At 70.8% G+C, this 20,113-nt stretch carries 18 protein-coding genes; 9 read left to right on the forward strand and 9 right to left on the reverse strand.

Translation table 11 applies throughout. The features are described from left to right. Nucleotides 1-13: 13 nt before the first annotated feature. The 6 genes from AB5L52_RS43535 to AB5L52_RS43560 form a co-directional block, all read right to left on the reverse strand. Entirely contained in the window at nucleotides 14-1,027 is a 1,014-nt protein-coding gene (locus AB5L52_RS43535) for a glycine cleavage T C-terminal barrel domain-containing protein (protein WP_369368580.1), read from the reverse strand. 78 nt (nucleotides 1,028-1,105) lie between these two features. Further along, nucleotides 1,106-1,600 (reverse strand): 3-hydroxyacyl-ACP dehydratase FabZ, encoded by a 495-nt coding sequence (gene fabZ, locus AB5L52_RS43540; RefSeq protein WP_369368581.1) that lies wholly within the window; start codon nucleotides 1,598-1,600, stop codon nucleotides 1,106-1,108. After that, nucleotides 1,597-1,884, reverse strand: coding sequence for a phosphopantetheine-binding protein (locus AB5L52_RS43545; protein WP_351029646.1), 288 nt, complete (start codon nucleotides 1,882-1,884; stop codon nucleotides 1,597-1,599). The genes fabZ and AB5L52_RS43545 overlap by 4 nt, the downstream gene beginning before the upstream one ends. A gap of 79 nt (nucleotides 1,885-1,963) precedes the next feature. After that, entirely contained in the window at nucleotides 1,964-2,710 is a 747-nt protein-coding gene (locus AB5L52_RS43550) for a 3-oxoacyl-ACP reductase FabG (protein WP_351029644.1), read from the reverse strand. Then, nucleotides 2,707-3,735, reverse strand: coding sequence for an ACP S-malonyltransferase (locus AB5L52_RS43555; RefSeq protein WP_369368582.1), 1,029 nt, complete (start codon nucleotides 3,733-3,735; stop codon nucleotides 2,707-2,709). The genes AB5L52_RS43550 and AB5L52_RS43555 overlap by 4 nt, the downstream gene beginning before the upstream one ends. Beyond that, on the reverse strand, nucleotides 3,732-4,193 hold the full coding sequence (locus AB5L52_RS43560; protein WP_369368583.1) for a 4'-phosphopantetheinyl transferase superfamily protein: 462 nt from the start codon (nucleotides 4,191-4,193) through the stop codon (nucleotides 3,732-3,734). The genes AB5L52_RS43555 and AB5L52_RS43560 overlap by 4 nt, the downstream gene beginning before the upstream one ends. A 418-nt stretch (nucleotides 4,194-4,611) precedes the next feature. On the opposite strand from AB5L52_RS43560, the gene AB5L52_RS43565 reads away from it, so the two are divergent. The 7 genes from AB5L52_RS43565 to asnB all read left to right on the forward strand — a co-directional run bounded on the left by AB5L52_RS43565 (nucleotide 4,612) and on the right by asnB (nucleotide 12,873). Further along, nucleotides 4,612-5,076 (forward strand): thioesterase family protein, encoded by a 465-nt coding sequence (locus AB5L52_RS43565; RefSeq protein ID WP_351029639.1) that lies wholly within the window; start codon nucleotides 4,612-4,614, stop codon nucleotides 5,074-5,076. Nucleotides 5,077-5,156: 80 nt separating this feature from the next. Beyond that, a complete protein-coding gene (locus AB5L52_RS43570; protein ID WP_351029637.1) occupies nucleotides 5,157-6,557 on the forward strand; it encodes an FAD-binding oxidoreductase in 1,401 nt (466 codons plus the stop codon). Next, nucleotides 6,554-8,026: a flavin-containing monooxygenase gene (locus AB5L52_RS43575; RefSeq protein WP_369368584.1), complete on the forward strand. Its 1,473-nt coding sequence runs from the start codon at nucleotides 6,554-6,556 to the stop codon at nucleotides 8,024-8,026. Before AB5L52_RS43570 ends, AB5L52_RS43575 begins: the two co-directional genes overlap by 4 nt. Before the next feature lie 25 nt (nucleotides 8,027-8,051). Further along, the gene (locus tag AB5L52_RS43580; protein ID WP_351029634.1) at nucleotides 8,052-9,005 is read left to right on the forward strand and encodes an alpha/beta hydrolase; all 954 of its coding nucleotides are present in this window, start codon (nucleotides 8,052-8,054) and stop codon (nucleotides 9,003-9,005) included. Between the two features lie 62 nt (nucleotides 9,006-9,067). After that, entirely contained in the window at nucleotides 9,068-10,501 is a 1,434-nt protein-coding gene (locus tag AB5L52_RS43585) for an aldehyde dehydrogenase family protein (RefSeq protein ID WP_351029633.1), read from the forward strand. A 60-nt stretch (nucleotides 10,502-10,561) separates the two neighbouring features. Then, a complete protein-coding gene (gene panD, locus AB5L52_RS43590) occupies nucleotides 10,562-10,981 on the forward strand; it encodes an aspartate 1-decarboxylase (RefSeq protein ID WP_351575041.1) in 420 nt (139 codons plus the stop codon). Nucleotides 10,982-11,025: 44 nt separating this feature from the next. Continuing rightward, a complete protein-coding gene (asnB, locus tag AB5L52_RS43595) occupies nucleotides 11,026-12,873 on the forward strand; it encodes an asparagine synthase (glutamine-hydrolyzing) (RefSeq protein ID WP_369368585.1) in 1,848 nt (615 codons plus the stop codon). Between the two features lie 95 nt (nucleotides 12,874-12,968). Here asnB and AB5L52_RS43600 read toward each other — a convergent pair whose 3' ends face one another. The 3 genes from AB5L52_RS43600 to AB5L52_RS43610 all read right to left on the reverse strand — a co-directional run bounded on the left by AB5L52_RS43600 (nucleotide 12,969) and on the right by AB5L52_RS43610 (nucleotide 16,492). After that, nucleotides 12,969-14,873, reverse strand: coding sequence for a long-chain fatty acid--CoA ligase (locus AB5L52_RS43600; RefSeq protein ID WP_369368586.1), 1,905 nt, complete (start codon nucleotides 14,871-14,873; stop codon nucleotides 12,969-12,971). A gap of 94 nt (nucleotides 14,874-14,967) precedes the next feature. Further along, on the reverse strand, nucleotides 14,968-15,450 hold the full coding sequence (locus AB5L52_RS43605) for an ATP-binding protein (protein ID WP_351029628.1): 483 nt from the start codon (nucleotides 15,448-15,450) through the stop codon (nucleotides 14,968-14,970). Nucleotides 15,451-15,841: 391 nt separating this feature from the next. Continuing rightward, a complete protein-coding gene (locus AB5L52_RS43610) occupies nucleotides 15,842-16,492 on the reverse strand; it encodes a winged helix-turn-helix domain-containing protein (RefSeq protein WP_351029626.1) in 651 nt (216 codons plus the stop codon). A 405-nt stretch (nucleotides 16,493-16,897) separates the two neighbouring features. On the opposite strand from AB5L52_RS43610, the gene AB5L52_RS43615 reads away from it, so the two are divergent. After that, entirely contained in the window at nucleotides 16,898-18,268 is a 1,371-nt protein-coding gene (locus tag AB5L52_RS43615) for a hypothetical protein (RefSeq protein WP_351029624.1), read from the forward strand. A gap of 427 nt (nucleotides 18,269-18,695) precedes the next feature. After that, nucleotides 18,696-20,105, forward strand: coding sequence for a family 2B encapsulin nanocompartment shell protein (locus tag AB5L52_RS43620; RefSeq protein ID WP_369368587.1), 1,410 nt, complete (start codon nucleotides 18,696-18,698; stop codon nucleotides 20,103-20,105). Nucleotides 20,106-20,113 lie beyond the last annotated feature (8 nt).

A 20,113-nucleotide genomic window follows, 5' to 3' on the forward strand; every position in this document is an offset into this window, starting at 1 on the left:
GCGCCGTCGGCCGTCAGTCAAGGGGCACGTCGAGGCTGGTGGCGGTCAGGAACGGGGCGGAGACCGTACGGATCGCGTCGCCCGATCCGGCGAGCATGAACTCCTGGCCGGAGGCGGCGACTTCGGCGTCGACCCGGCCGGTGCCGATGACCCGGCCCAGCCTGGGGGACCACACCGTGTGGGTGACGATGCCGACCTCGGCGTCGCGGACCGCGATGGCCGTGCCCGGCTCCGGCCGGCCGGCCGATGCCTCCCAGGCGATCCAGCACACCGGGGTACGGCCCCTTCCGCCGTCTTCCGCCAGGCGTCCGGCGGACTCGTGCCCCGGGTCGATCATCCACTGCAGGCCCACCTCGAACGGTGTCACCTGGCCTCCGGCGCTCTCCTGCTCCAGGCTGGCGAACCGGACCTCCATCCGGCACACGTCGAGCGCGTCCTTGCCGCACTCCCGCGCGCCGAGGGCGAGGAGCTCGGCCCGCAGCTCCGCGCCGTCCGCGGCGGGCACGAAGAACTTGTAGCCGTACTCGCCGGTGATTCCGGTACGGGAGACGACCAGGTCACGGCCGCCTCCCCAGTCGGCCGTGGCGAAGCTGCGGTAAGCCATGGAGGCCACCGGGAACGGCAGGTACTTCCGGGCGAGTTTGAACGACTCCGGCCCTTCGAGCGCGAGCACGGCGTACTCGGCGCTGACGTCCTGGGCGGTCACGTCCTCGTACGCCGTGGCCTCGGCGATCAGGTGGCCGGTCGCCTCCTTCGCCTGGGTCGGCCAGATCTCGACCAGGTAGTGCGCTGCATGGCAGTGGATCAGTACTTCGGCGATGACTGTGCCGTTCTCGCGCAGCAGGAGGGCGGCCATGGCCTGGCCCTCCAGCAGGAAGTCGACGCCGCGCGTGGCGACCCGGCCGAGGTAGTCGGCCGCGCCGGGCCCGGAGACCCGCACCAGGCCCATGCCCTCGTAATCGATGAGCCCGCACGTCTCGCGCAGTGCCGTGTACTCCTCGGTGACATCCGTGTAGCTGGCCTTCATCAGTAACTCCTCGCTGGATGAGCAGGGGTGGGATGGGGGAGTGGGGTTGAGGGGACCGGGGCGCTGCGGGCCGGGCCGTCAGGCGTCCTCGCGCTCGGTGACGGCGAGCCGTACGGTCATCACCCGTTCCCGGCCGACCGACGCCTGTCCGTTCACGGAGATGAGCCCGCCGAGCCGCGGCCCGCTCTCCGCCCGCAGCACCACCTGGTCACCCGGGTGGACCGGCCGGAGGAACTTCGCCTGGCGGATCTCCGCCAGATACCCCACCCGGTCCGCCACGTCGCCGACGAGCTCGCCGGTCGCGCGCAGTGCTCCCGCGCTGCCGTAGATCACGGCCGCGAGCTGGGCGACGCACTCGACGAGCAGCACCCCGGGGTAGAGCATCCGGCCGGGGAAGTGGCCGGCCAGCACGGGATCGGACGCGGTGACGTTCTTGACCGCTTCGGCGCTCACTCCGGGATTCAGCGCGGTGACCCGGTCGAGCAGGAAGAAGGGGTGGCGGTGCGGCAGCAGCCGGGCGATGTCGTCGGCGCTCAGCGTCCGTGCCGCGGGGTGGGGGCGCTCCGGTGTCATGACCGGGCCGCCTCGATGTGGTCGACCAGGCGGTTCAGCGAGAGCAGGCTGTGGGTGTCGTCGTCGGTGATGGTGACACCGAAGACGTCCTCGACGGCCATCGCCAACTCCAGGGTGTCGATGGAGTCCAGTTCCAGGCCGCGGCCGAACAGCGGCTGGTCGTCCCCGATGGCCGCCGGGTCGACGTCCAGCGACAGCCGTTCCACCAGCAACTCCTTGACTTCCCTGGCGAGTTGCTGTCGTGCACCGGCTCGCCGAGTGGCCTCGTCGAGTGTCATCGTCATGACGGTCTCCTTTTGTGGTGTGAGGGGTGTGCGTGGGGTTTTCGCGGTGGGGCGAACGGGGGCTCTTCGGTGTGCGGGGTCAGCTGATGAGCCCGCCGTCGACGACGACGGAGGTCCCGGTGACGTACGCCGCCTCGTCGCTGAGCAGGAAGCGCACCACCGAACTGACCTCCGCGGGCCGCCCGATACGGCCCAGCGGAACCCGCCGGAGGTTCTCCTCCAGCTGAGCGGGCGGCATCTGCCGGGTCATCGCGGTGTCGACGAAGCCGGGGACGACGGCGTTGACGCGTACGCCGTAGCCGCCGAGTTCCTTGGCCAGGGCCTTCACCATGGCCAGTACCCCCGCCTTGGACGCCGCGTAGTTGGCCTGGCCCGCAGGCGGGTTGAAGGCGCTGGTGGAGCCGATCGTGACGATGGCGCCCCGGCGCCTAGCGGCCATCATCCGCCCGGCCGCACGGGTGCACAGGAACGCCCCGGTGAGGTTGGTGTCGATCACCTTCCGCCACTTCGCGTCGCCCATCATCACCGCGTAGCCGTCCTGGGTGATGCCGGCGTTGTGCACCAGGGCGTCGAGGCCGCCGTACCGGGCACGGATGTGCCGGAACATGCGGTCCACGTCCGCGGGTTCGGCGATGTCTCCCTGGAGCAGTTCGGCGTCCGGCTGCAGTTCCCGTACGGCGTGCAGTGCCTCCTCGGCCCGGTCGGGGTTTCTGCGGTGGTTGAGCAGCACCGTGGCGCCGGCCCGGGCGAGGTCGGTGGCCACGGCCAGCCCGATTCCCTTGGTGGCCCCGGTGACCAGTGCGACCCGTCCGTCGAAGTCGGTCATAGGTGTTCCCCTGCCTGCGCGGTGGAATGTTCCGGGGCGGCATGAGCGGCGGCTCCGGCCGGATGGGAGAGCGGCCGGGGCCCGGCTCGCAGCGCGTCCTGCACGGTCAGGTGCCGGGCGTCGCGGGCCATCTCCCGGCCCAGACCGCTCAGCACCCGCCCCGGCCCGGCCTCGACGAAGGTGCGGACGCCGAGGGCAAGCAGCGTGCGCACCGTTTCCTGCCAGCGCACCGGGGCGAGCATCTGCCGGAGCAGCTCGTCGCGGTACTCCTCGATATCGGTGACCAGTCGTCCGGTGGCGCTGGAGACCAGCGGAATGCCCGGTGGCGTCAGGCGGACGTCGCGAAGGTGCATGGCCAGCCCCACAGGCGCGCCGGCCATCAGCGGGGAGTGGTAGGCCCCTCCCACGGGCAGCTGCCGGGCCCGCAGCGCGCCGGCGGTCCGGGCCGCGTCGATCACCCGGCGCACCGCGGCGACGGTGCCCGACACCACGGTCTGCCGGGGGGAGTTGAGGTTGGCGACGACCACGACACCGGCGTCGTCGCAGGCGTCCTCGCAGAGCGCGCGTACCGTGTCCGGCGGCAGGCCCACGATCGCGGCCATGGTGCCCGGGGTCTGCCGGGCGGCGGTACGCATCGCCCGGCCGCGACAGGAGACCAGGGACAGCGCGGTGTCCAGATCGAGACTGCCGCAGGCGAAGAGCGCGGTGTATTCGCCGAGGCTGTGCCCGGCGACGGCGGCGGGCCGCAGCCCTTGTTCGCGCAGCCGTTGCAGTGCCGCCGCGGACCAGACGAACACCAGGACCTGGGCGATCTCAGGGTCCGCGAGGGTCCCGGCGTCGGCCGTGGTCATGAGGTCGGCCACGGGGAGGCCGGTGATGTGCTCGGCGCGGGTGACCAGGGTGCGGGCCGAGGGTCCGAAGCCGTTCAACTCCCGCCCCATGCCCGGGAACTGGCTGCCCTGGCCGGGGAAGACGCAGGCAGTGGGGCCGCACGGGGGCTGGGTCGCAGCGGGGGGATGGCTCATCGCGGGAACCCCTCTTGCGTGGTGGGATGGGCCACGACCCAGGCCAGGGCCATGTCATCGCCCAGCTCCCGGGTGCCTGCGGTCAGTTCGACCTGGTGGCATTCGGCCCAGTCGGCCGGTGTGCCGTGCAGCCGCACCGGCCATCCGGCGGGCTCCGGCTCGTCCGCCGTGATGCCCACCCGGATGTCGGTGAAGCGGGCGCCGGGCGGCAGACCGCCGAGGGCCTTCACCACGCCCTCCTTGACCCCGAACGCCTGGCCCAGGATCCGTTCCGGCGTCCGTGTGCCGTCCGCCGCCCGTTCGGCGGCCTCCCGCTCCGAGGGGTCGAAGATCCGCCGCAGCAGCTCCCCCTGGGTTCGGGCGACGGCCAGATCCCAGCGGCACAGGTCGACCAGATCGACACCCGCCGAGTGCACCGCGGCCGGCACCGGGAACCGGAGAAAATCCGCATCTTCCATCGAGAAACACCGCCGAAGTCCTGAGGTCCGCGAAATGCGCGGCGACTGAACAGTGAATGAATCGAGGAAAGCGAGGTGCGGGTGAACTGCCGCCATTTCCTCGTTCAGGAGGGACGGTAAGTGCGGCGAAGAAACCGTGTCAACTTTCTGCGGTGATTTCTGCGGTCCGTCCGTAAGTCCCGGGAAAGATTCTCCGTGGCCGTGAAAGAAATGACAGCTTCGAGTCAGAAACTGGCACGAAAAATGCCTGGTCAATACGGTGTGTCAGGTCCTTCTGTACTGCCTTGACGGGTCCTTGGGGTCGTGCATAGCCTGCCGGCGTCACGCGATGAAAATTCGCGTTCCGCACTGCCCGTCGAGCCGGATCAATTCCTCCGGGCAGAACTCTTCGGATCGGTCACGAGAGAAACGAGGCGCCATGCCGCGTTGGGTTGAATCCGCACGCAACATCGAGGGCTGGAACCACATCGAGACCGCGGTGCGGGTCCGCTGGGGCGAATGCGACCTGCAGGGACACGCGTACTACGCGAGCTACATCCCCTGGTTCGACCTGGGCCGGGAGGCTTTCGCGCTGGCGGTCGGCGTCGACTTCTGGAACTACCGGATCACCACCACGAACTTCCGTGCCCGCTTCCACGAACCGGCCCTGTATCTGGACGACCTCACCGTCCGGACATGGGCCGCCACCCCGCGCAGACACCTTGAGTGCCACTACGAGATCTACCGGAGGAACGGCAACCGGCTCATCGCCGAGGCGCACTCCGTGCACTCCCTGGTCGACCCGGAGACCGGCCGGCTGATGCGTGCCACCGATGAACTGCACGACAAATTCGAGGAGTTCATGGCGCGCCGACGAGCCGAAGCGACCGCGCTCCGGCGCTGAACCGCGTCCCCTTTTCCGCTCGTTCCCTTCCGGCCCGGTCGGATTCAAAGGCCCTGGCCCGCTCTCTTTGGAGGACATCCATGCACTCTGCGGACATCGAAGAGCTCCGCGGCGCACTGCTCGGCGAGGTGATAGCGCCCGCCGATCCCGAGTACGACACGGCGCGGCGCGTCTTCAACGCCATGATCGACCGGCGGCCCGCGCTCATCGCACGCTGCCGCGGCGCCTGCGACGTCGTCACCGCCATCGCGTTCGCCCGCCGGCACCGCCTCCCCATCGCCGTACGCGGTGGTGGCCACAGCATCGCCGGACACGGCACCTGTGACGAGGGCCTGGTCATCGACCTGTCGTCGATGCGGGGTGTGCACGTCGACCCGGAGCGGCGCACGGCCCGGGTGCAGGCCGGTGCCACGCTGGCCGATGTCGACCGGGAAACCCAGCTGCACGGTCTCGCCGTCCCGTCCGGGCAGGTGTCCGAGACCGGAATCGCCGGCCTCACCCTCAACGGCGGCATGGGGATGCTGCAGCGCAAGTACGGCCTGACGTGCGACAACCTGTTGTCCGCCGAGATGGTCACCCTGGACGGGGAACTGGTCGTCGCGAGCGCCGAGCAGAACCCCGAGCTGTTCTGGGCACTGCGGGGCGGCGGCGGGAACTTCGGGGTGGTCACCTCCTTCGAGTACCGGGCGCACCCCGTGGGACCGATGATGCTGGCCGGCATGGTCGCCCACCCCGTGGAGCGGGCGGTCGAGGTGCTGGAATTCCTCCGGGACCACGTCGGCACCACTCCCGACGAGCTGAGCATGGACGTGGTCTTCATCCGCGTGCCCAGCCTGGAGTTCTTCCCCCCGGAACACCGCGGACGCCCCGTCGTCGGCTTCTTCCTGCGCTATGCGGGGCCGATCGAGGACGGCTGGGAGGTCATCCGGCCGATCCGGGAGTTCGGCGACCCGCTGATCGACTTCGTCGAGCCGATACCGCTGGTCCAGGTGCAGTCGATGCTCGATCCCGCCAATCCGCGGGGCCATCAGCAGTACTGGACAAGCGAGTTCCTGCCCCGCTTCGGACGCGCGGAGATCGAGACGGTCGCCCGGATCGGCAGTGACCTCCCCTCGCCCGAAACGGTGCTCCAGGTGATCCCGTTCGACGCCCAGCCCACCCGCATCGCACCGGACGCCACCGCCTTCTCGCATCGCGAGGAGAGCTGGCTGATCCACATCGTCGGCCAATGGTACGACCCGGCGGAGAACGAGCGCTGCCGGACCTGGGTGCGGCAGGCGGGGGCCGAGCTGCGCTCCTTCGGGACGGGCGCGGCCTATCTCAACCTGCTCAGCGAGGAGGACGACACCGACCGGGTCACCGCGTTCTGGGACGAGAAGAGGCTGCGGCGACTGGCGCGGGTCAAGGCGCAGTACGACCCCGAGAACCTGCTGCGCTTCAACCACAACATTCCGCCCGCGCCGCCGGAGGCCGGACAATGACCGTGCGGCACCCGGCTCCACGGGTCGCGATCATCGGCGCCGGCCTCGGCGGGATCGGCCTGGCCATCGCGCTCAAACGCGCCGGCCACCACGACTTCGTGATCCTGGAGCGGGCGGCGGACATCGGCGGGGTGTGGCGGGACAACACCTACCCCGGAGCGGCCTGCGACATCCCCTCGCACCTGTACTCCTACTCCTTCGCACCGCACCGCGACTGGTCCCGCCGCTACGCCTCCCAGGCCGAGATCCTGCGATACCTGCGCGGATGCGTGGAGAAGTACGGACTGCGCGCGCACCTGCGGCTGGCCACCGAGGTCGAGTCCGCCGCGTTCGACGAGACCGATGTGCGATGGCGGCTGCGGACGGGTAGCGGGGAGATCGTCGAGGCCGACGTCCTGGTGCCGGCCTGCGGCCAGTTGAGCACCCCCCGGGTGCCGCCGATCCACGGCGCCGACCGGTTCACCGGCCGCGCCTTCCACTCCGCGCGCTGGGATCACCGCCACGACCTGACAGGCCGTCGGGTCGCGGTGATCGGCACCGGCGCCAGCGCGATCCAGATCGTCCCCGCGATCGCACCGCTGACCGCACACCTGACGGTATTCCAGCGCTCGGCACCGTACGTCGTGCCCCGCTGGGACCGGGTCTACCCGCTGCCGTCCCGCCGCGCACGCCGGCTGACGCCGCTGACACAGAAGGCGGCCCGGCTCGGCTGGTGGCTCTTCAACGAGTCCCTGGTCTCCGGGCTGACCCGGCGCTGGCCGACGTCCCGTCTCACCCTGCGCGGCAGCGAGGTGCTGCTGCGCACCCAGCTCCACGATCCCGAACTGCGCGAGAAGCTGACCCCCCGCGGCGAGGTGGGCTGCAAGCGGGTGGCCATCTCCAGCGCGTACTACCCGGCCTTCAACCATCCCGACGTCGCGCTCGTCACCGAGCCGATCACCGAGATCACGGGGACCGGCATCCGTACCGCGGACGGCGCCGAGCACCCCGTCGACACCATCGTCTACGCGACCGGCTTCGCCGCCACCGACTTCCTCACACCGATGCGGGTCCGCGGCCGCGCCGGACGGGAGCTGTCCGAGGTGTGGCGCGACGGGGCGCGCGCCCATCTGGGCATGACCGTCCCGGGCTTCCCGAACATGTTCCTGGTCTACGGCCCCAACACCAACATCGGTGCGGGCTCCGCCGTCTACATGATCGAGAGCCAGATCCGCTACATCACGGCCGCGGTGTCCGAACTCGCCAAGGGACGGCGGCACTTCCTCGAGGTGCGCCCGGAGATCGCCGACGCCTTCGACCGGGAGATGCAGCGCCGGCTGCGCCGGACGGTCTGGTCCGCCTGCACCAGCTGGTACCGCCACGACAGCGGCCGGGTGACCAACAACTGGCCCGGACAGACGGCCGAGTACCGAAGGCGAACGTCCCGGCCGAAATGGTCCGACTTCCGCCCCGCGCCCCGCAGCCCGTGAGCCCCCGCACGATCCGAGGAGCGTCATGTCTCTCCACCCCGATTCCGAGCGCGTCCTGCGCACCTTGGCGGCGCAGGGTTTCCCGCCCTTCGAACAGGTGGGAGTCGGAACCGTCCGCGAGCTGATGCGCGGACTCATACCGGCCCAGGGGCCACCGGAACCGCTGGCGCGGATCGTCGAGACCACGGTCCCCGGCCCGGACAGCCCCCTCCCGGTCCGTGTCTACCAGCCGGAACCGGCCACCGGCCCGCGGCCACTGCTGGTGTTCTTCCACGGCGGCGGCTGGGTGGCCGGGGACCTGGAACTCGTCGACCGCCCGCTGCGCCGGCTCGCCCGTGCCACCGGAGCCGTGGTGGCGGGCGTCGGCTACCGGCGCGCGCCGGAGACTCCGTTCCCCGGACCGGTCCATGACGCCGACGCCGCCGTCCGGGCCCTGGCGGCGCGCGCCGACGAGTTCGGGTCCGAGCCGGACCGACTGGTCGTGGCGGGGGAGAGCGCGGGCGGCAACCTGGCCGCCGCGGCCTGCCGGCTGGCCCGGGAACGAGGCGGCCCCCGCATCGGCCTGCAGATCCTGATCTGCCCGCCACTGGCACCGGCCCGCGGTTCCGCGTTCCCCTCCTACAAGGCCTACGCACACGGGCATCTCAACACCCGTGCCGCGATGGAGCACTTCTGGGACCTCTACCTGGCCACCCCGGCGGACGCCGCACACCCCTTGGCGGCGCCCCTCCTCGCCCCGGACCTCGCCGGCTTGCCGCCGGCGCTGATCCTCACCGCCGAATGCGACCCGCTGCGGGACGAGGCGGAGGAGTACGGCCGTCGGCTCCGCGCCGCCGGGGTGCCGGTGACCCTCCGCCGGTACGACGGCATGCTCCACGTCTTCTTCCTTCTCTGCCGGCTGACCGCCTTCCAGGAAGCCGTCGACGAGATCGGACGGGCCTTGCGGGCGCGATGGCTTGACCCACAGCAGAACGCCTAGCGCCCGGCCCGCCGGTCAGGCCCCGGTGATCCGGAAATCTCCACCCCGACAAGGGAGAAACCATGCTCCACCACCAAAAGATCTATGTCGACGGCTCATGGACGCGCTCGTACGGCGGGGAGACCATCGACGTCGTCAACCCGACGACGGAGGAGGTGATCGGCTCCGTCCCCCAAGGCACAGCCGAGGACGTCGACGCCGCGGTCGGCGCGGCCCGCCGGGCCTTCCCGGGCTGGGCCGGCACCTCACCCGCCCGCCGGGCCGCATACCTCAACCGGGTCGGCGAACGGCTGCGGGAGGACAGTCTGGAACTGGCCGAGCTGATCACCCGCGACGTCGGCACTCCGCTGGCGTTCTCCCACGCGGCACAGATCCCGCTGCCCATTCTGACGTTCCATCAAGCGGCCCGGATCGCGGTGGAGTTTCCCTACGAGCGCAGAGCAGGCTCGTCGCTGATCGTCCGGGAGCCGTTCGGCGTCGTCGCCGCGATCACACCGTGGAACTACCCGCTGCACCAGATCGCCGCAAAGGTCGCCTACGCCCTGGCCGCGGGCAACACCGTCGTCCTCAAGCCCAGTGAGGTGGCACCGCTCGGTGCCTGGGAGCTGGCCGCGATATTCGACGACATCGGCCTGCCCCCCGGTGTGTTCAACATGGTCAGCGGAACCGGGCCGGTGGTCGGCGAGGCTCTCGCCGCGCACCCCGGCGTCGATGTGCTCTCCTTCACCGGCTCCACCGAGGTGGGCAAGCGGATCGGCCGGCTCGCCGCGGCCACCGTCAAACGGGTCGCCCTGGAACTGGGCGGCAAGAGCCCCTCGGTGCTGCTCCCCGACGCCGACCCGGACCAGGCGGTACCGCACGCGGTCACCAGCGCCTTCCTCAACAACGGCCAGACCTGCTGTGCGCTCACCCGGCTCGTCGTGCCCCGCTCCCGTCTGGCGGAGGTGGAACGGGTGGCGGAACAGGCGGCCGCCGCCGTGACCGTCGGCGATCCGATGTCCTTCGACACCGGGCTCGGTCCCCTGGCGTCCCGGGCCCAGCGCGATCGGGTCCGCAGGCATCTGGTCCAGGCCCAGAAGGAAGGCGCCAGGTTCGTCACCGGCGGCACCGAGCCGCCGGACGGCCTGTCACGGGGCTACTTCGTGCGGCCCACCATCCTCTCGGACGTCACCCCGTGGATGGCGGTGCACCACCAGGAGGTGTTCGGGCCGGTGCTGGCCATCGAGTCGTACGACACCGTGGCCGAAGCCGTGCAACTGGCCAACGACACCGACTACGGGCTGGCCGCCGCGGTGTGGTCCGAACACCGCGACCGGGCGCTCACCGTGGCCCGGCAGATCCGCGCCGGACAGATCGAGATCAACGGCGCCGGCCTGAACCCCACCGCCCCGTTCGGCGGCTACAAGCAGTCCGGGAACGGCCGCGAGCACGGCGTCTTCGGCCTGGAGGAATTCCTGGAAGTCAAGTCCCTGCAGACCAAACCCTGGCAGCTCTGACCGCAGCCCCGGACGACCCGCCACCACCGTCCGCCACCACCGTCGAAAGAAGGCACAGCCATGCTCCGCACCATGCTCACCGCCAAGATCCACCGCGCCACCGTCACCCAGGCCGACCTGCACTACGTCGGCTCGCTCACCCTGTGCGCGGACCTGATGGACGCCGCCGGCCTGCTGCCCGGCGAGAAGGTCGACATCGTCGACATCAACAACGGCAACCGCCTGTCGACGTACATCATCGAGGGCCCGCGGGGCACCGGTGTGGTCGGCATCAACGGTGCCGCCGCGCGCCTGATCAACCCCGGCGACCTGGTCATCATCATCGGGTACGGCATCGTCGCGGACATCGAGGCGGCCAAGGTCAGGCCCAGGGTCGTCTTCGTGGACGCCGACAACAAGATCACCTCCCTGGGCTCGGACCCCGCCGAGCCGCTCGACGACGGGGAGACCTTCCGCGGTGATCACCTCTACGTCGACTGACAGTCCCCACGACCGGCGGAAAGTGATCCGGAAGGAGAGGCGCAATGTGCGGAATCACGGGCTGGGTGTCGTTCGAGCGGGACCTCACCAAGGAAACCGACGTACTGGAATCCATGACCCAGGCCATGGCGGCGCGCGGCCCCGACGGCGCCGGCATCTGGTGCGACCGCCACGCGGCCCTGGGCCACCGACGGCTGGCGATCATCGACCTCGCGGGCGGCGCCCAGCCGATGACCGCCACGACACCCGAGGGCACCGTGGCCCTGTCGTACAGCGGAGAGGTCTACAACTTCGTGGAGCTGCGCGGCGAGTTGCGCCGACGCGGCCATCGCTTCCGTACCTCCAGCGACACCGAAGTGGTCCTGTCCGCCTATCTGGAGTGGGGCGCATCCTTCGTCGACCGGCTGACCGGCATGTACGCGTTCGCCGTCTGGGACGGCCGCACCGACCAGCTGCTGCTGGTGCGCGACCGCCTCGGCATCAAACCGCTGTACTACCACCCTACCGACGACGGGATCCTGTTCGGCTCCGAGCCCAAGGCCCTGCTGGCCCATCCCGCCGTGTCCCGGACCGTGGACCTCGACGGCATACGGGAGATCGTGCTCGGTGTGAAGACACCGGGCGCCGCGGTGTGGCAGGGCATGCGCGAGCTACTGCCCGGCCACCTGCTCACCGTCGGCCGCGCGGGCGTGCGGGACCACACCTACTGGCGACTGCGGGCCCAGCCGCACACCGACGACCGGGCCACCACCTGCGCGAGGGTACGCGAGCTGCTCCGGGACGCGGTGCGGGAACAGCTGGTCGCGGACGTGCCCCGCTGCGTACTGGTCTCCGGCGGCCTGGACTCCAGCGCCATCGCCGGATTCGCGTCCGGTGAACCCACGGAACGGGGAGCGCGGCTGCGCTCGTTCTCCGTGGACTTCGTCGGGCACAGCGAACACTTCGTACCGGACGCGTACAACATCAATCCCGACGCCCCCTACGTCCGCGCGCTCGCCGGCCACCTCCGCACCGACCACACCGACCTGGTACTGGATCCGGCGGCGGCGGCCGACCCGGACGTGCGCCGCGCCTGCGTGACCGCACGCGACCTGCCCGTCGGGCGCGGCGACCTGGACCACTCCCTCTATCTGCTCTTCCAGGCGATCAAGGGGCACTCCACGGTCGCGCTGTCCGGTGAGGGCGCCGACGAGATGTTCGGCGGCTACTGGTGGTTCCACGACCGCGGGGTCAGCGAGGCCGCCGGCTTCCCCTGGCTCACAGCGGCGCTCGGTACGGTGCGGCAGGACCGGCCGTATCTGCCCGACGACCTCCGGGCCGCCCTGGACATACCGGAGTTCGCGGCCCAGCGCTACCGCGATGCGGTCGCCGAGACGCCCGTCCTCGACGGTGAGAGCCCCGGACAGCGGCGCGCCCGCGAACTGCTCCACCTCCACCTGACCCGCAGCCTCGGCGGGATGCTCGACCGCAAGGACCGGCTGAGCATGGCCGTGGGTCTGGAGGTCCGCGTCCCCTTCTGCGACCACCGGATCGCCGAGTACGCCTTCAACATCCCCTGGGCCACCCATGTCTTCGACGGCCGCGAGAAGAGCGTGCTGCGGGAAGCGGCGCGGCCGGTCGTACCGGAGGCCATCCGCGCGCGCACCAAGAGCCCGTATCCGATGACCCACGACCCGCGATACCTGCGCGCACTCCAGGACCAGGCGCGCGACATTCTCGCCGCTCCGGGCCACGACGTGTTCACCCTGGTCGACGCGAGTGCCGCCCGCCGCGCAGTCGAGACGGCCCCGGAGAGTGCCCCGCACCGCGGGCGCCACCGCCTGGTGCTGGAGAAGCTGCTCGATCTGCACGTCTGGCTGGAGCTGTACCGGCCGAAGCTCCTCACCGGCTGAGTTCGGGTACGGCGAAGTGCCCGGCAGAAACCCTGCCGGGCACTTCGTGCAGCGGTATCCGGGCCGAGCCGCAGCGATCGTCCTGGCCTTCGCCGTCAGTCGTAGAGGGCCTCGTACCGCTCGCGGAAGCGTTCGTGCACGACCGGACGGGCCACCTTCAGGGAAATCGTCAGCTCTCCCTCGCTCACGGACAGATCGCGCTCCAGGACGGTGAACGCCTTGGCCCGGAAGTACTCCTGGAGCGCGGAGTTGGCGCGGGTGACCACCTCGTTGAGCGCACGCAGCAGTTCCGGCTCGCGGACCAGGTCCGGCAGAGCGGCCGGCAGCCCGCGCTCCGCGGCCCACACCCGGGCCTGCCGCTCGTCGAGAGTGAGCAGCGCTACGAGGTGGGGCCTCCCCTCGCCGTAGAGCACCGCGTTGGAGATCAGGGGGCTGGCACGCAGCTCACGTTCCAGCGGATGGGGGGTGACCGCCATGCCGTTGGAGAGCTGGATCAGCTCCTTCTTCCGTCCGGTGAGACGCAGATAGCCGTCCGCATCGATCTCACCGAGGTCGCCGGTGTGCAGCCAACCGTCGCGTACGGCGCCGAACTCCCCCTCGTCGTAACCCCAGTAGCCGCGGAAGACGTTGCCGCCGCGCACCAGCACCTCGCCGTCCGGTGCGATGTCGACCTCGATTCCCGGGAGCGGTTTGCCGACCGTGCCCAGCCGGTAGTCGTCGGGGGTGTTGGAGGTCACCGCGGCGGCCGTCTCGGTCATCCCGTAGCTCTCCACGATCGGCACGCCGCAGCCGAGGAAGAACGCGAGGATGTCCTGGGACACATGGGCTCCGGACACCGTCACCCGCCGCACCGCGCCGCCGAAGTGGTCGCGCACCTCGGCGAACAGCCCCTCCTCGGCATCCTCGAACCAGCGCCGGAGCCCGTCCGGGACGTGTGCTCCGCGGGCGCGCATCTCGCGCATCCGCAGTCCGGTGCGCGCCGCCTCCACCAGCTGCTGCCGCTCCCGCTGCGTGCGGTGTGCCAGGACCGCACCGTGGATCTTCTCCAGTGCGAGCGGCACCAGCGGAAGGATCGTGGGACGGATCTCCCGCAGCTCGGCCGGGATGTGCTCCGGGGAGCCACCGCTGAAGTAGGCCAGGGTGTACCCCGACCACCAGGTCAGCACCTGCATCAGCAGGGCGATGGTGTGGGGACCGGTGACCACGAAGATGGTGCCATGGCCCGTGGTCGCTGCGCCGTCGGGCCTGCGCGGCGGCGCCGGATGCGCGCGCAGGACGCTGACGTAGTTGCCGTGGGACAGGGCGCAGCCCTTCTTCGGCCCGGTCGTTCCCGAGGTGTAGAGGACGACCAGCACATCGTCGGGGCGCACCGCGTCCTGGCGGCTCCTCAACTCCGCACTGGAAACGGTCGTCTGCCCGAGCCGACGGAGCTGATCCAGCGTCATCGTGCCGTCGTCCCGGAGCGGATCGCCCGTGCTCCCGGTCGCTGCGCTGCCGGCTCCGCACTGCTCCGGCTCCTCGATCAGCACGATGTGCCGCAGTTGGGGCAGCCGGGGCCCGGCGGCCCGTATCTTGGCCAGTTGAGCGGCATCTTCGCAGATGACCGCCGTCGCGCCGGAATCGCCGAGGACGTGTGCGATCTCCTCCGGCACCGTCGTGGGCAGCAGGGAGACCAGCACCAGCCCCGAGGCCGCCGCGCCGAGGAGGGCGAACGTCCACTCCGGGCGTAGTGTGCTCTGGATCGCCACCCGGTCGCCCGGCCGGAGACCGAGCCCCATCAGCCCGCGGGCGATCTCCTCGGAGGCGTCCCGGGTCTCGGCGTACGAGATGTGGCGCCAGTCGCCGTCGGCGCCCCGCCAGCGCAGGGCCGGAGCCGTCGGCCACCGCTCGGCGCCCCGTCGCGCCAGGTGGGCGAGGGTGTCCGGACCATTCGCGCGCTCCGCCGCACCGTGTTCACCCTTCGTTCCCTCCATGCCGTTCATTCCCTTCCTCTCGGTCATGTGGTCCCCACACCTCTCTTCGTGGGTCGCTCCGGGGCATTCGTGGATCGGGACACCCGGGGTCCCGGCTGCGGTCGTGCTTGCGGTGGCAATGTCACCCGGTCCGCGGGCGTAGGGGAGGCGCGGTGCCGGTACGTGCGGCGCCCGCGGCGCCTTCCCCGGAAGCCGCCCGGAACTCGACCCACACGTCTTTGCCGGTGGCGGTCGGGGTGGCGCCCCAGGCGTCGGCGGTATGCGAGAGGAGGAACATGCCGCGCCCGCCCTCCGAGAGCGGGTCGGGTTCGCGCAGGACGGGGAGATCCCGACTGTCGTCGCTCACCACGATGCGTACGCCGGACGGCGAGCAGTGGACCAGGAGTGTGCACTCGTCGGAGTCCGCGTGTCTGCGCACGTTGGTCAGCATCTCCGTGACGCAGAGGACGGCTCTGCCGGCCAGCTGTCCCCAACCGCAGTGCCGCATGAAGGCGGTGACGCTTCGACGTACGCATCCGATCTGCTCCGGATCCGCGGTCATCGCCTGCTTGCGGTACCAGGCCTCCGCATGCTCGGCGGCGGTCGCGTGGTGCTCGGTCGTCATCGCCCATACCTTTCTTCGCGAAGTGATCCGGGTCGTGTGCGAGGTCGGGGCACCCGGGGGTGTCGGGTGCGGCTCTCATGTGGTCGCGGCGTTCCCGGCTGACGGAGACCGGCGGCCCGGCACCCCGCCACGCCTCGACCGCTCAGCGGGATCGGCGGACCGCATCGCTCTGTGGACATCGCGGCGAGGGTGTCTGCCGGGACGGAACCGTGGAACGACGCAAGAGGCCCCCGTGCCCGGACTGCGGGCGGGAGTGGGCGTGGGCGGGCGTGGGCGGGGCAGCAGGCCATCCGCCCGGCGTCGCCTCAACATGCTCTGGGCCCTCATACGCGACCACAGGACCTCAGCAGCCGTCGCCGCTTCCTCGACGGCACCACCCGGTCACGAGGCGTCACACCTTCGACTTGACGTCATCACGATCGCCGTCTCTGCGGGTGTCGAGCATGTAGCCGGTGCGCCATACGGTCTTGATCACCAGACCCAGAGGGGCGAGTCGGCGGCGGGTCCGGAGCACCCGCACGTCCAGGGCGTTGCGGCGTTCGGTGCCCCCCGGCCACATCCGGGCGGTGAGTTCGGCCCGGCCGACCACCGACCGGTAGTCGTCGAGCAGCAGGCGTACGAGATCCGCCTCGCCGGCCGCGAGCGGAAGGGCCCGCCCGGCGTAATGAAGGACGTGGTGCTCGTCGATCACCGGCTTGCGGCGCTCCGCACGGGCCCGCAGAGCGGCCCGGCGCGCCTGCAGATCCCGCTCGCCCGCCGGCGCCCGGACCCAGTCCTCCAGCGGGTCGACGCAGACCGGCGGCGGTGCCGCCGGCTCGACGAGCAGCAGCCGCGGAATCCCGTGCACACGACACCGCTCGACTTCCGGGGTCTGCTCGGGCCAGCGCAGTACGGGCACCGCGTGCTCGGCGCCGGACCTGCGGGGCTGCCGCGCCGCGACGGACGGGGAGCCCCGAAGAGCCGCGGCGGGGATCGGGAGCCGGCCGGGTGCCGGGGACGGCGAGGGCGCGGGCTGCGGTGACAGTGCGGGATACGAGGACACAGGCATCTCCGTGGGGGAGGGGACCAGCCGGTCCGTACGGGCAGGGGCGCCGGGTGCCATGCCGAGCCCGGTTGCGGAGAATCCGGCGGTGGTCAGAAGTGCGGCGCAAGAAGAGGGAATCCCTGAGGCCCGGCATATTCCAAGAGGTTCGGGTGTGCCTTCGGTGTGCTTTCGCCTGAGTCCCGGCCGTGCCTTGAGGTGTGCTCCGGCCGTGCCTCGGGGGTCTCGGCCGCGCGGACGGGTGTCCGCCCGCCATCCCCACGGAAGTACATTGATTGCGGATTAAACCGAGAAATTGCAATTTCAACGGAGTTACGGCTATTGATGCGATTCGCGCTTTATGTTTTCCTGAGTACTGGTGAGTAGCTCACTCGGACCCGTCCCCCACCGAAACACTCTCCGTACATGTCCTATCGCCCCGTGCGCCACCCCCTCGCGTTGCTTCGCAAACGGGAGGGCCTGTCACACGCCGCCTACGCCGGCCGCATCGCCGACGCCCACGCCGAACTCGGCTTCGGGACCATGGCGGCCCGCCGTGAGAAGATCGCCCGCTGGGAGTCCGGCAAGGTCACTCCCGAACTCAACACCCAGTTCGCCCTCGCTCACGTCCACGGCGTACCCCGCTCCGAGGTGCTCCGGCTGGGCTGGCCGGAGTGGTTGTACACGGCCACCGGACAGGCATCCCTGCTCCAGACGCCGTGGAGCTGCGGCGAGGCGCTGCACGCCCTGGAGACCATCGCCCGTACCCCGCCGCGCACGGACGGCCAGGGCGCCCACGGGCTCGTCTCCTGTGAGCAGAGCATCGCCAGCCTCACCACGGCCTGGCTGGACACCGCCGCTCCGTTCGAGCCGCCCGGCCGCGGCCTGCGCATCAGCGCCGACAACGTCACCGCCCTGGAGCGACGCCACCTGAAGACGCGGAAGCTCTACCACGAGCTGGGCCCTCTCGGTGCCCGGACGCTCGTCGACGCCGAGCTCCTCCTGCTGTGCGACCTGGCCTGCAGCGCCTCGTATGACCGGCCGACGGGAGCCGCCCTCCTGGCCCTCACGGCCACCGCGGCCTGCTACAGCGGCTGGCTCGCCTTCGACCTCGGCGACCAGGCGCGCGCTCAGTCCGCCTACCTGGCCGCCATGCGCACCGCTGCCGCCGCGGAGGACGGCCTGCTCGCCGGATGGGCGATGATGCTGCTCGCCATGCAGCATGTGTACTGCGGAGAGCCGGCCAACGCCCATCCCCTCCTCGACGCCGCTCACCGGGCCTGCGAACGCTCCGGCCACAGCCCCCGGTTGGCCGCCCTGCTCGGCGTCGTCCGCGCCATCGCGTACGCGATGCAGGGAGAACGGACCGCCGCCGTCGGCCAATTGCACCTTGCCCGTACTCTCTACTCTCCCTCCCCGCATGACAGCGACCCCCCGTTCATGAACTGGCTCACCTCCGACGTCATGCAAGTCTTCTTCGGCGCTGCCCACTTCTACCTGGGGAAGATGGACCACGCCCTCGACCATCTGCTGCCCCTGCTGGACCCGGCCCCCGCGGCCACCCGCCTCGAAGCCCGCAACGCTGCCGTGTGGAACGGCTATGCCGCACGGGCACACCTCGCCTCCGGCGACACCGACGTGGCCCTCGAACACGCCCGCCGGACCGTCACCTTCCTGGCCGAATCCCCCTCGTTCGGTGTCGAGAAGCAGTGGCAGCTCCTGCGCACGGAATTCCCTGACCCCCAGGCCGCCGCATGGCAGGAGCTCTGCGCCTTTCTCCCCCACCGCGCGGCCTGACCGGGACCGCCGGTACCCGCACGAACGCAAAGCGCGGTGCCCCGGCGTGGAGGCGGCGTCTCCGATCCGGCCGCCTCGCGCAGCGCCATGTGGCCCTTTACATGTCCGAGCCTGGACGGGGAGGGTTATCGGCCACCTCGCTTGCAGGGTTCCCAGGTATCAGGGCTCGTGCTCCACGCCGTATCAGCCCGTTCCGAACGCGATCAACACGACACAGCGGGCATAACGATCCTCCGGCCGGTCGGAGCAGCCGGGTCGGCGGGGTGCGACCCCGGTCCGTCCAATGGCGCGAATACGCCGGTTCACTTCCGGGTGTCTCGACCAACATCAACTGACGTTGATTCACTTGCGTCACAGGAGCCTCGCGGGCCGGCCGGTCCGTCAGGGGCTCCTTCTTGATGCAGGCACCCCTACGGAAGGGACCAGGATGTCGCAGCCGGAGCAGCCCGACCACTCAGCGGCCCGGGCACAGCTCAGTCTCGGGATCGCCGCCGCGCGGAACCTGGCGACCACCACCAAGACCGTGCCGCAGATGCAGGGCATCAGCTCACGGTGGCTGCTGCGCATGCTGCCCTGGGTGGAGGTGAAGGGCGGCACGTACCGGGTCAACCGGCGGCTGGTGTACGAGATCGGGGACGGCCGGGTGACGTTCGTCCAGGAGGGGACCGCGGTCAAGGTCGTCCCCGCCGAGCTGGGCGAACTGCCGCTGCTGCGCGGCTTCGGCGACGAGGCCGTGCTGCGGGCCCTGGCCGAGCGGTGCGAGCAGCGGGAGTACGAACCCGGCCAGGTCATAGCCCGGCAGGGCCTGGCCGTCGGCCATGTCCACCTGATCGCGCACGGCAAGGTCGAGAAGCTCGTCCCCGGCCAGTTCGGTGAGGAGTCCCGGCGCGGCGTGGTGTCCGACGGCGGGTTCCTCGGCGGGCAGATGGTCGCGGAGGAGCCGGGCACCTGGGAGTTCACGGCTCGCGCGCTGACGGCGTGCACGGTGCTGGAGCTTCCCCGTGCGGCGTACGAGGAGGTGGCGGGCCGGAACGAGGGGCTGCGGGCCCACGTCCGGCGGCGCCAGGCGGAAAAGCTAAGGCCGCAGAACAAGAAGGGCGAGGCGGCCATCGACCTGGCCTCCGGTCACACCGGCGAGCCGGTGCTGCCGGGCACGTTCGTCGACTACGAACTCCGGCCCCGCGAATACGAGTTGAGCGTCGCGCAGACGGTCCTCCGGGTGCACAGCCGGGTCGCGGACCTCTACAACGACCCGATGGACCAGGTCGAGCAGCAGCTGCGGCTGACCATCGAGGCCCTGCGCGAGCGCCAGGAGTCCGAGCTGGTCAACAACCCCGAGTTCGGGCTGCTCCATAACGCCGACTACAGCCAGCGCATCTCGACGCACTCCGGCCCGCCCACCCCGGACGACATGGACGAGCTGCTCAGCATGCGGCGCGGGACCAAGGTGTTCTTCGCCCACCCCCGGGCCATCTCCGCCTTCGGCCGTGAGTGCAACAAGCGCGGTCTCGCGTTCGACACCGCCGAGGTCGGCGGACACCCGGTACCGGCCTGGCGCGGCGTCCCCCTCCTTCCCTGCGGCAAGATCCCGGTCTCGGAGCAGGGCACCTCCGCGATCCTCGCGATGCGGCTGGGCGAGGGCGAGCAGGGCGTCGTCGGCCTGCGGCAGACCGGGATCCCGGACGAGTACGAGCCGGGCCTGAACGTCCGGTTCATGGGCATCAACGAACAGGCGATCATCTCCTACCTGGTCAGCACCTACTACTCGGCGGCCGTTCTCGTGCCCGACGCGCTCGGCGTTCTGGAGAACGTCGAGGTCTTCGGCACCCTGTCGTAAGGAGAAGT

Origin of the sequence: Streptomyces sp. CG4, assembly GCF_041080655.1 — a bacterium.
Taxonomy (GTDB): Bacteria; Actinomycetota; Actinomycetes; order Streptomycetales; family Streptomycetaceae; genus Streptomyces.

What these genes read in the sequence shown, in the direction of transcription:
- AB5L52_RS43535 (WP_369368580.1), bottom strand. Translation starts at nt 1,027, where the DNA reads ATGAAGGCCAGCTACACGGATGTCACCGAGGAGTACACGGCACTGCGC.
- fabZ (WP_369368581.1), bottom strand. Translation starts at nt 1,600, where the DNA reads ATGACACCGGAGCGCCCCCACCCCGCGGCACGGACGCTGAGCGCCGAC.
- AB5L52_RS43545 (WP_351029646.1), bottom strand. Translation starts at nt 1,884, where the DNA reads ATGACGATGACACTCGACGAGGCCACTCGGCGAGCCGGTGCACGACAG.
- AB5L52_RS43550 (WP_351029644.1), bottom strand. Translation starts at nt 2,710, where the DNA reads ATGACCGACTTCGACGGACGGGTCGCACTGGTCACCGGGGCCACCAAG.
- AB5L52_RS43555 (WP_369368582.1), bottom strand. Translation starts at nt 3,735, where the DNA reads ATGAGCCATCCCCCCGCTGCGACCCAGCCCCCGTGCGGCCCCACTGCC.
- AB5L52_RS43560 (WP_369368583.1), bottom strand. Translation starts at nt 4,193, where the DNA reads ATGGAAGATGCGGATTTTCTCCGGTTCCCGGTGCCGGCCGCGGTGCAC.
- AB5L52_RS43565 (WP_351029639.1), top strand. Translation starts at nt 4,612, where the DNA reads ATGCCGCGTTGGGTTGAATCCGCACGCAACATCGAGGGCTGGAACCAC.
- AB5L52_RS43570 (WP_351029637.1), top strand. Translation starts at nt 5,157, where the DNA reads ATGCACTCTGCGGACATCGAAGAGCTCCGCGGCGCACTGCTCGGCGAG.
- AB5L52_RS43575 (WP_369368584.1), top strand. Translation starts at nt 6,554, where the DNA reads ATGACCGTGCGGCACCCGGCTCCACGGGTCGCGATCATCGGCGCCGGC.
- AB5L52_RS43580 (WP_351029634.1), top strand. Translation starts at nt 8,052, where the DNA reads ATGTCTCTCCACCCCGATTCCGAGCGCGTCCTGCGCACCTTGGCGGCG.
- AB5L52_RS43585 (WP_351029633.1), top strand. Translation starts at nt 9,068, where the DNA reads ATGCTCCACCACCAAAAGATCTATGTCGACGGCTCATGGACGCGCTCG.
- panD (WP_351575041.1), top strand. Translation starts at nt 10,562, where the DNA reads ATGCTCCGCACCATGCTCACCGCCAAGATCCACCGCGCCACCGTCACC.
- asnB (WP_369368585.1), top strand. Translation starts at nt 11,026, where the DNA reads ATGTGCGGAATCACGGGCTGGGTGTCGTTCGAGCGGGACCTCACCAAG.
- AB5L52_RS43600 (WP_369368586.1), bottom strand. Translation starts at nt 14,873, where the DNA reads ATGACCGAGAGGAAGGGAATGAACGGCATGGAGGGAACGAAGGGTGAA.
- AB5L52_RS43605 (WP_351029628.1), bottom strand. Translation starts at nt 15,450, where the DNA reads ATGACGACCGAGCACCACGCGACCGCCGCCGAGCATGCGGAGGCCTGG.
- AB5L52_RS43615 (WP_351029624.1), top strand. Translation starts at nt 16,898, where the DNA reads ATGTCCTATCGCCCCGTGCGCCACCCCCTCGCGTTGCTTCGCAAACGG.
- AB5L52_RS43620 (WP_369368587.1), top strand. Translation starts at nt 18,696, where the DNA reads ATGTCGCAGCCGGAGCAGCCCGACCACTCAGCGGCCCGGGCACAGCTC.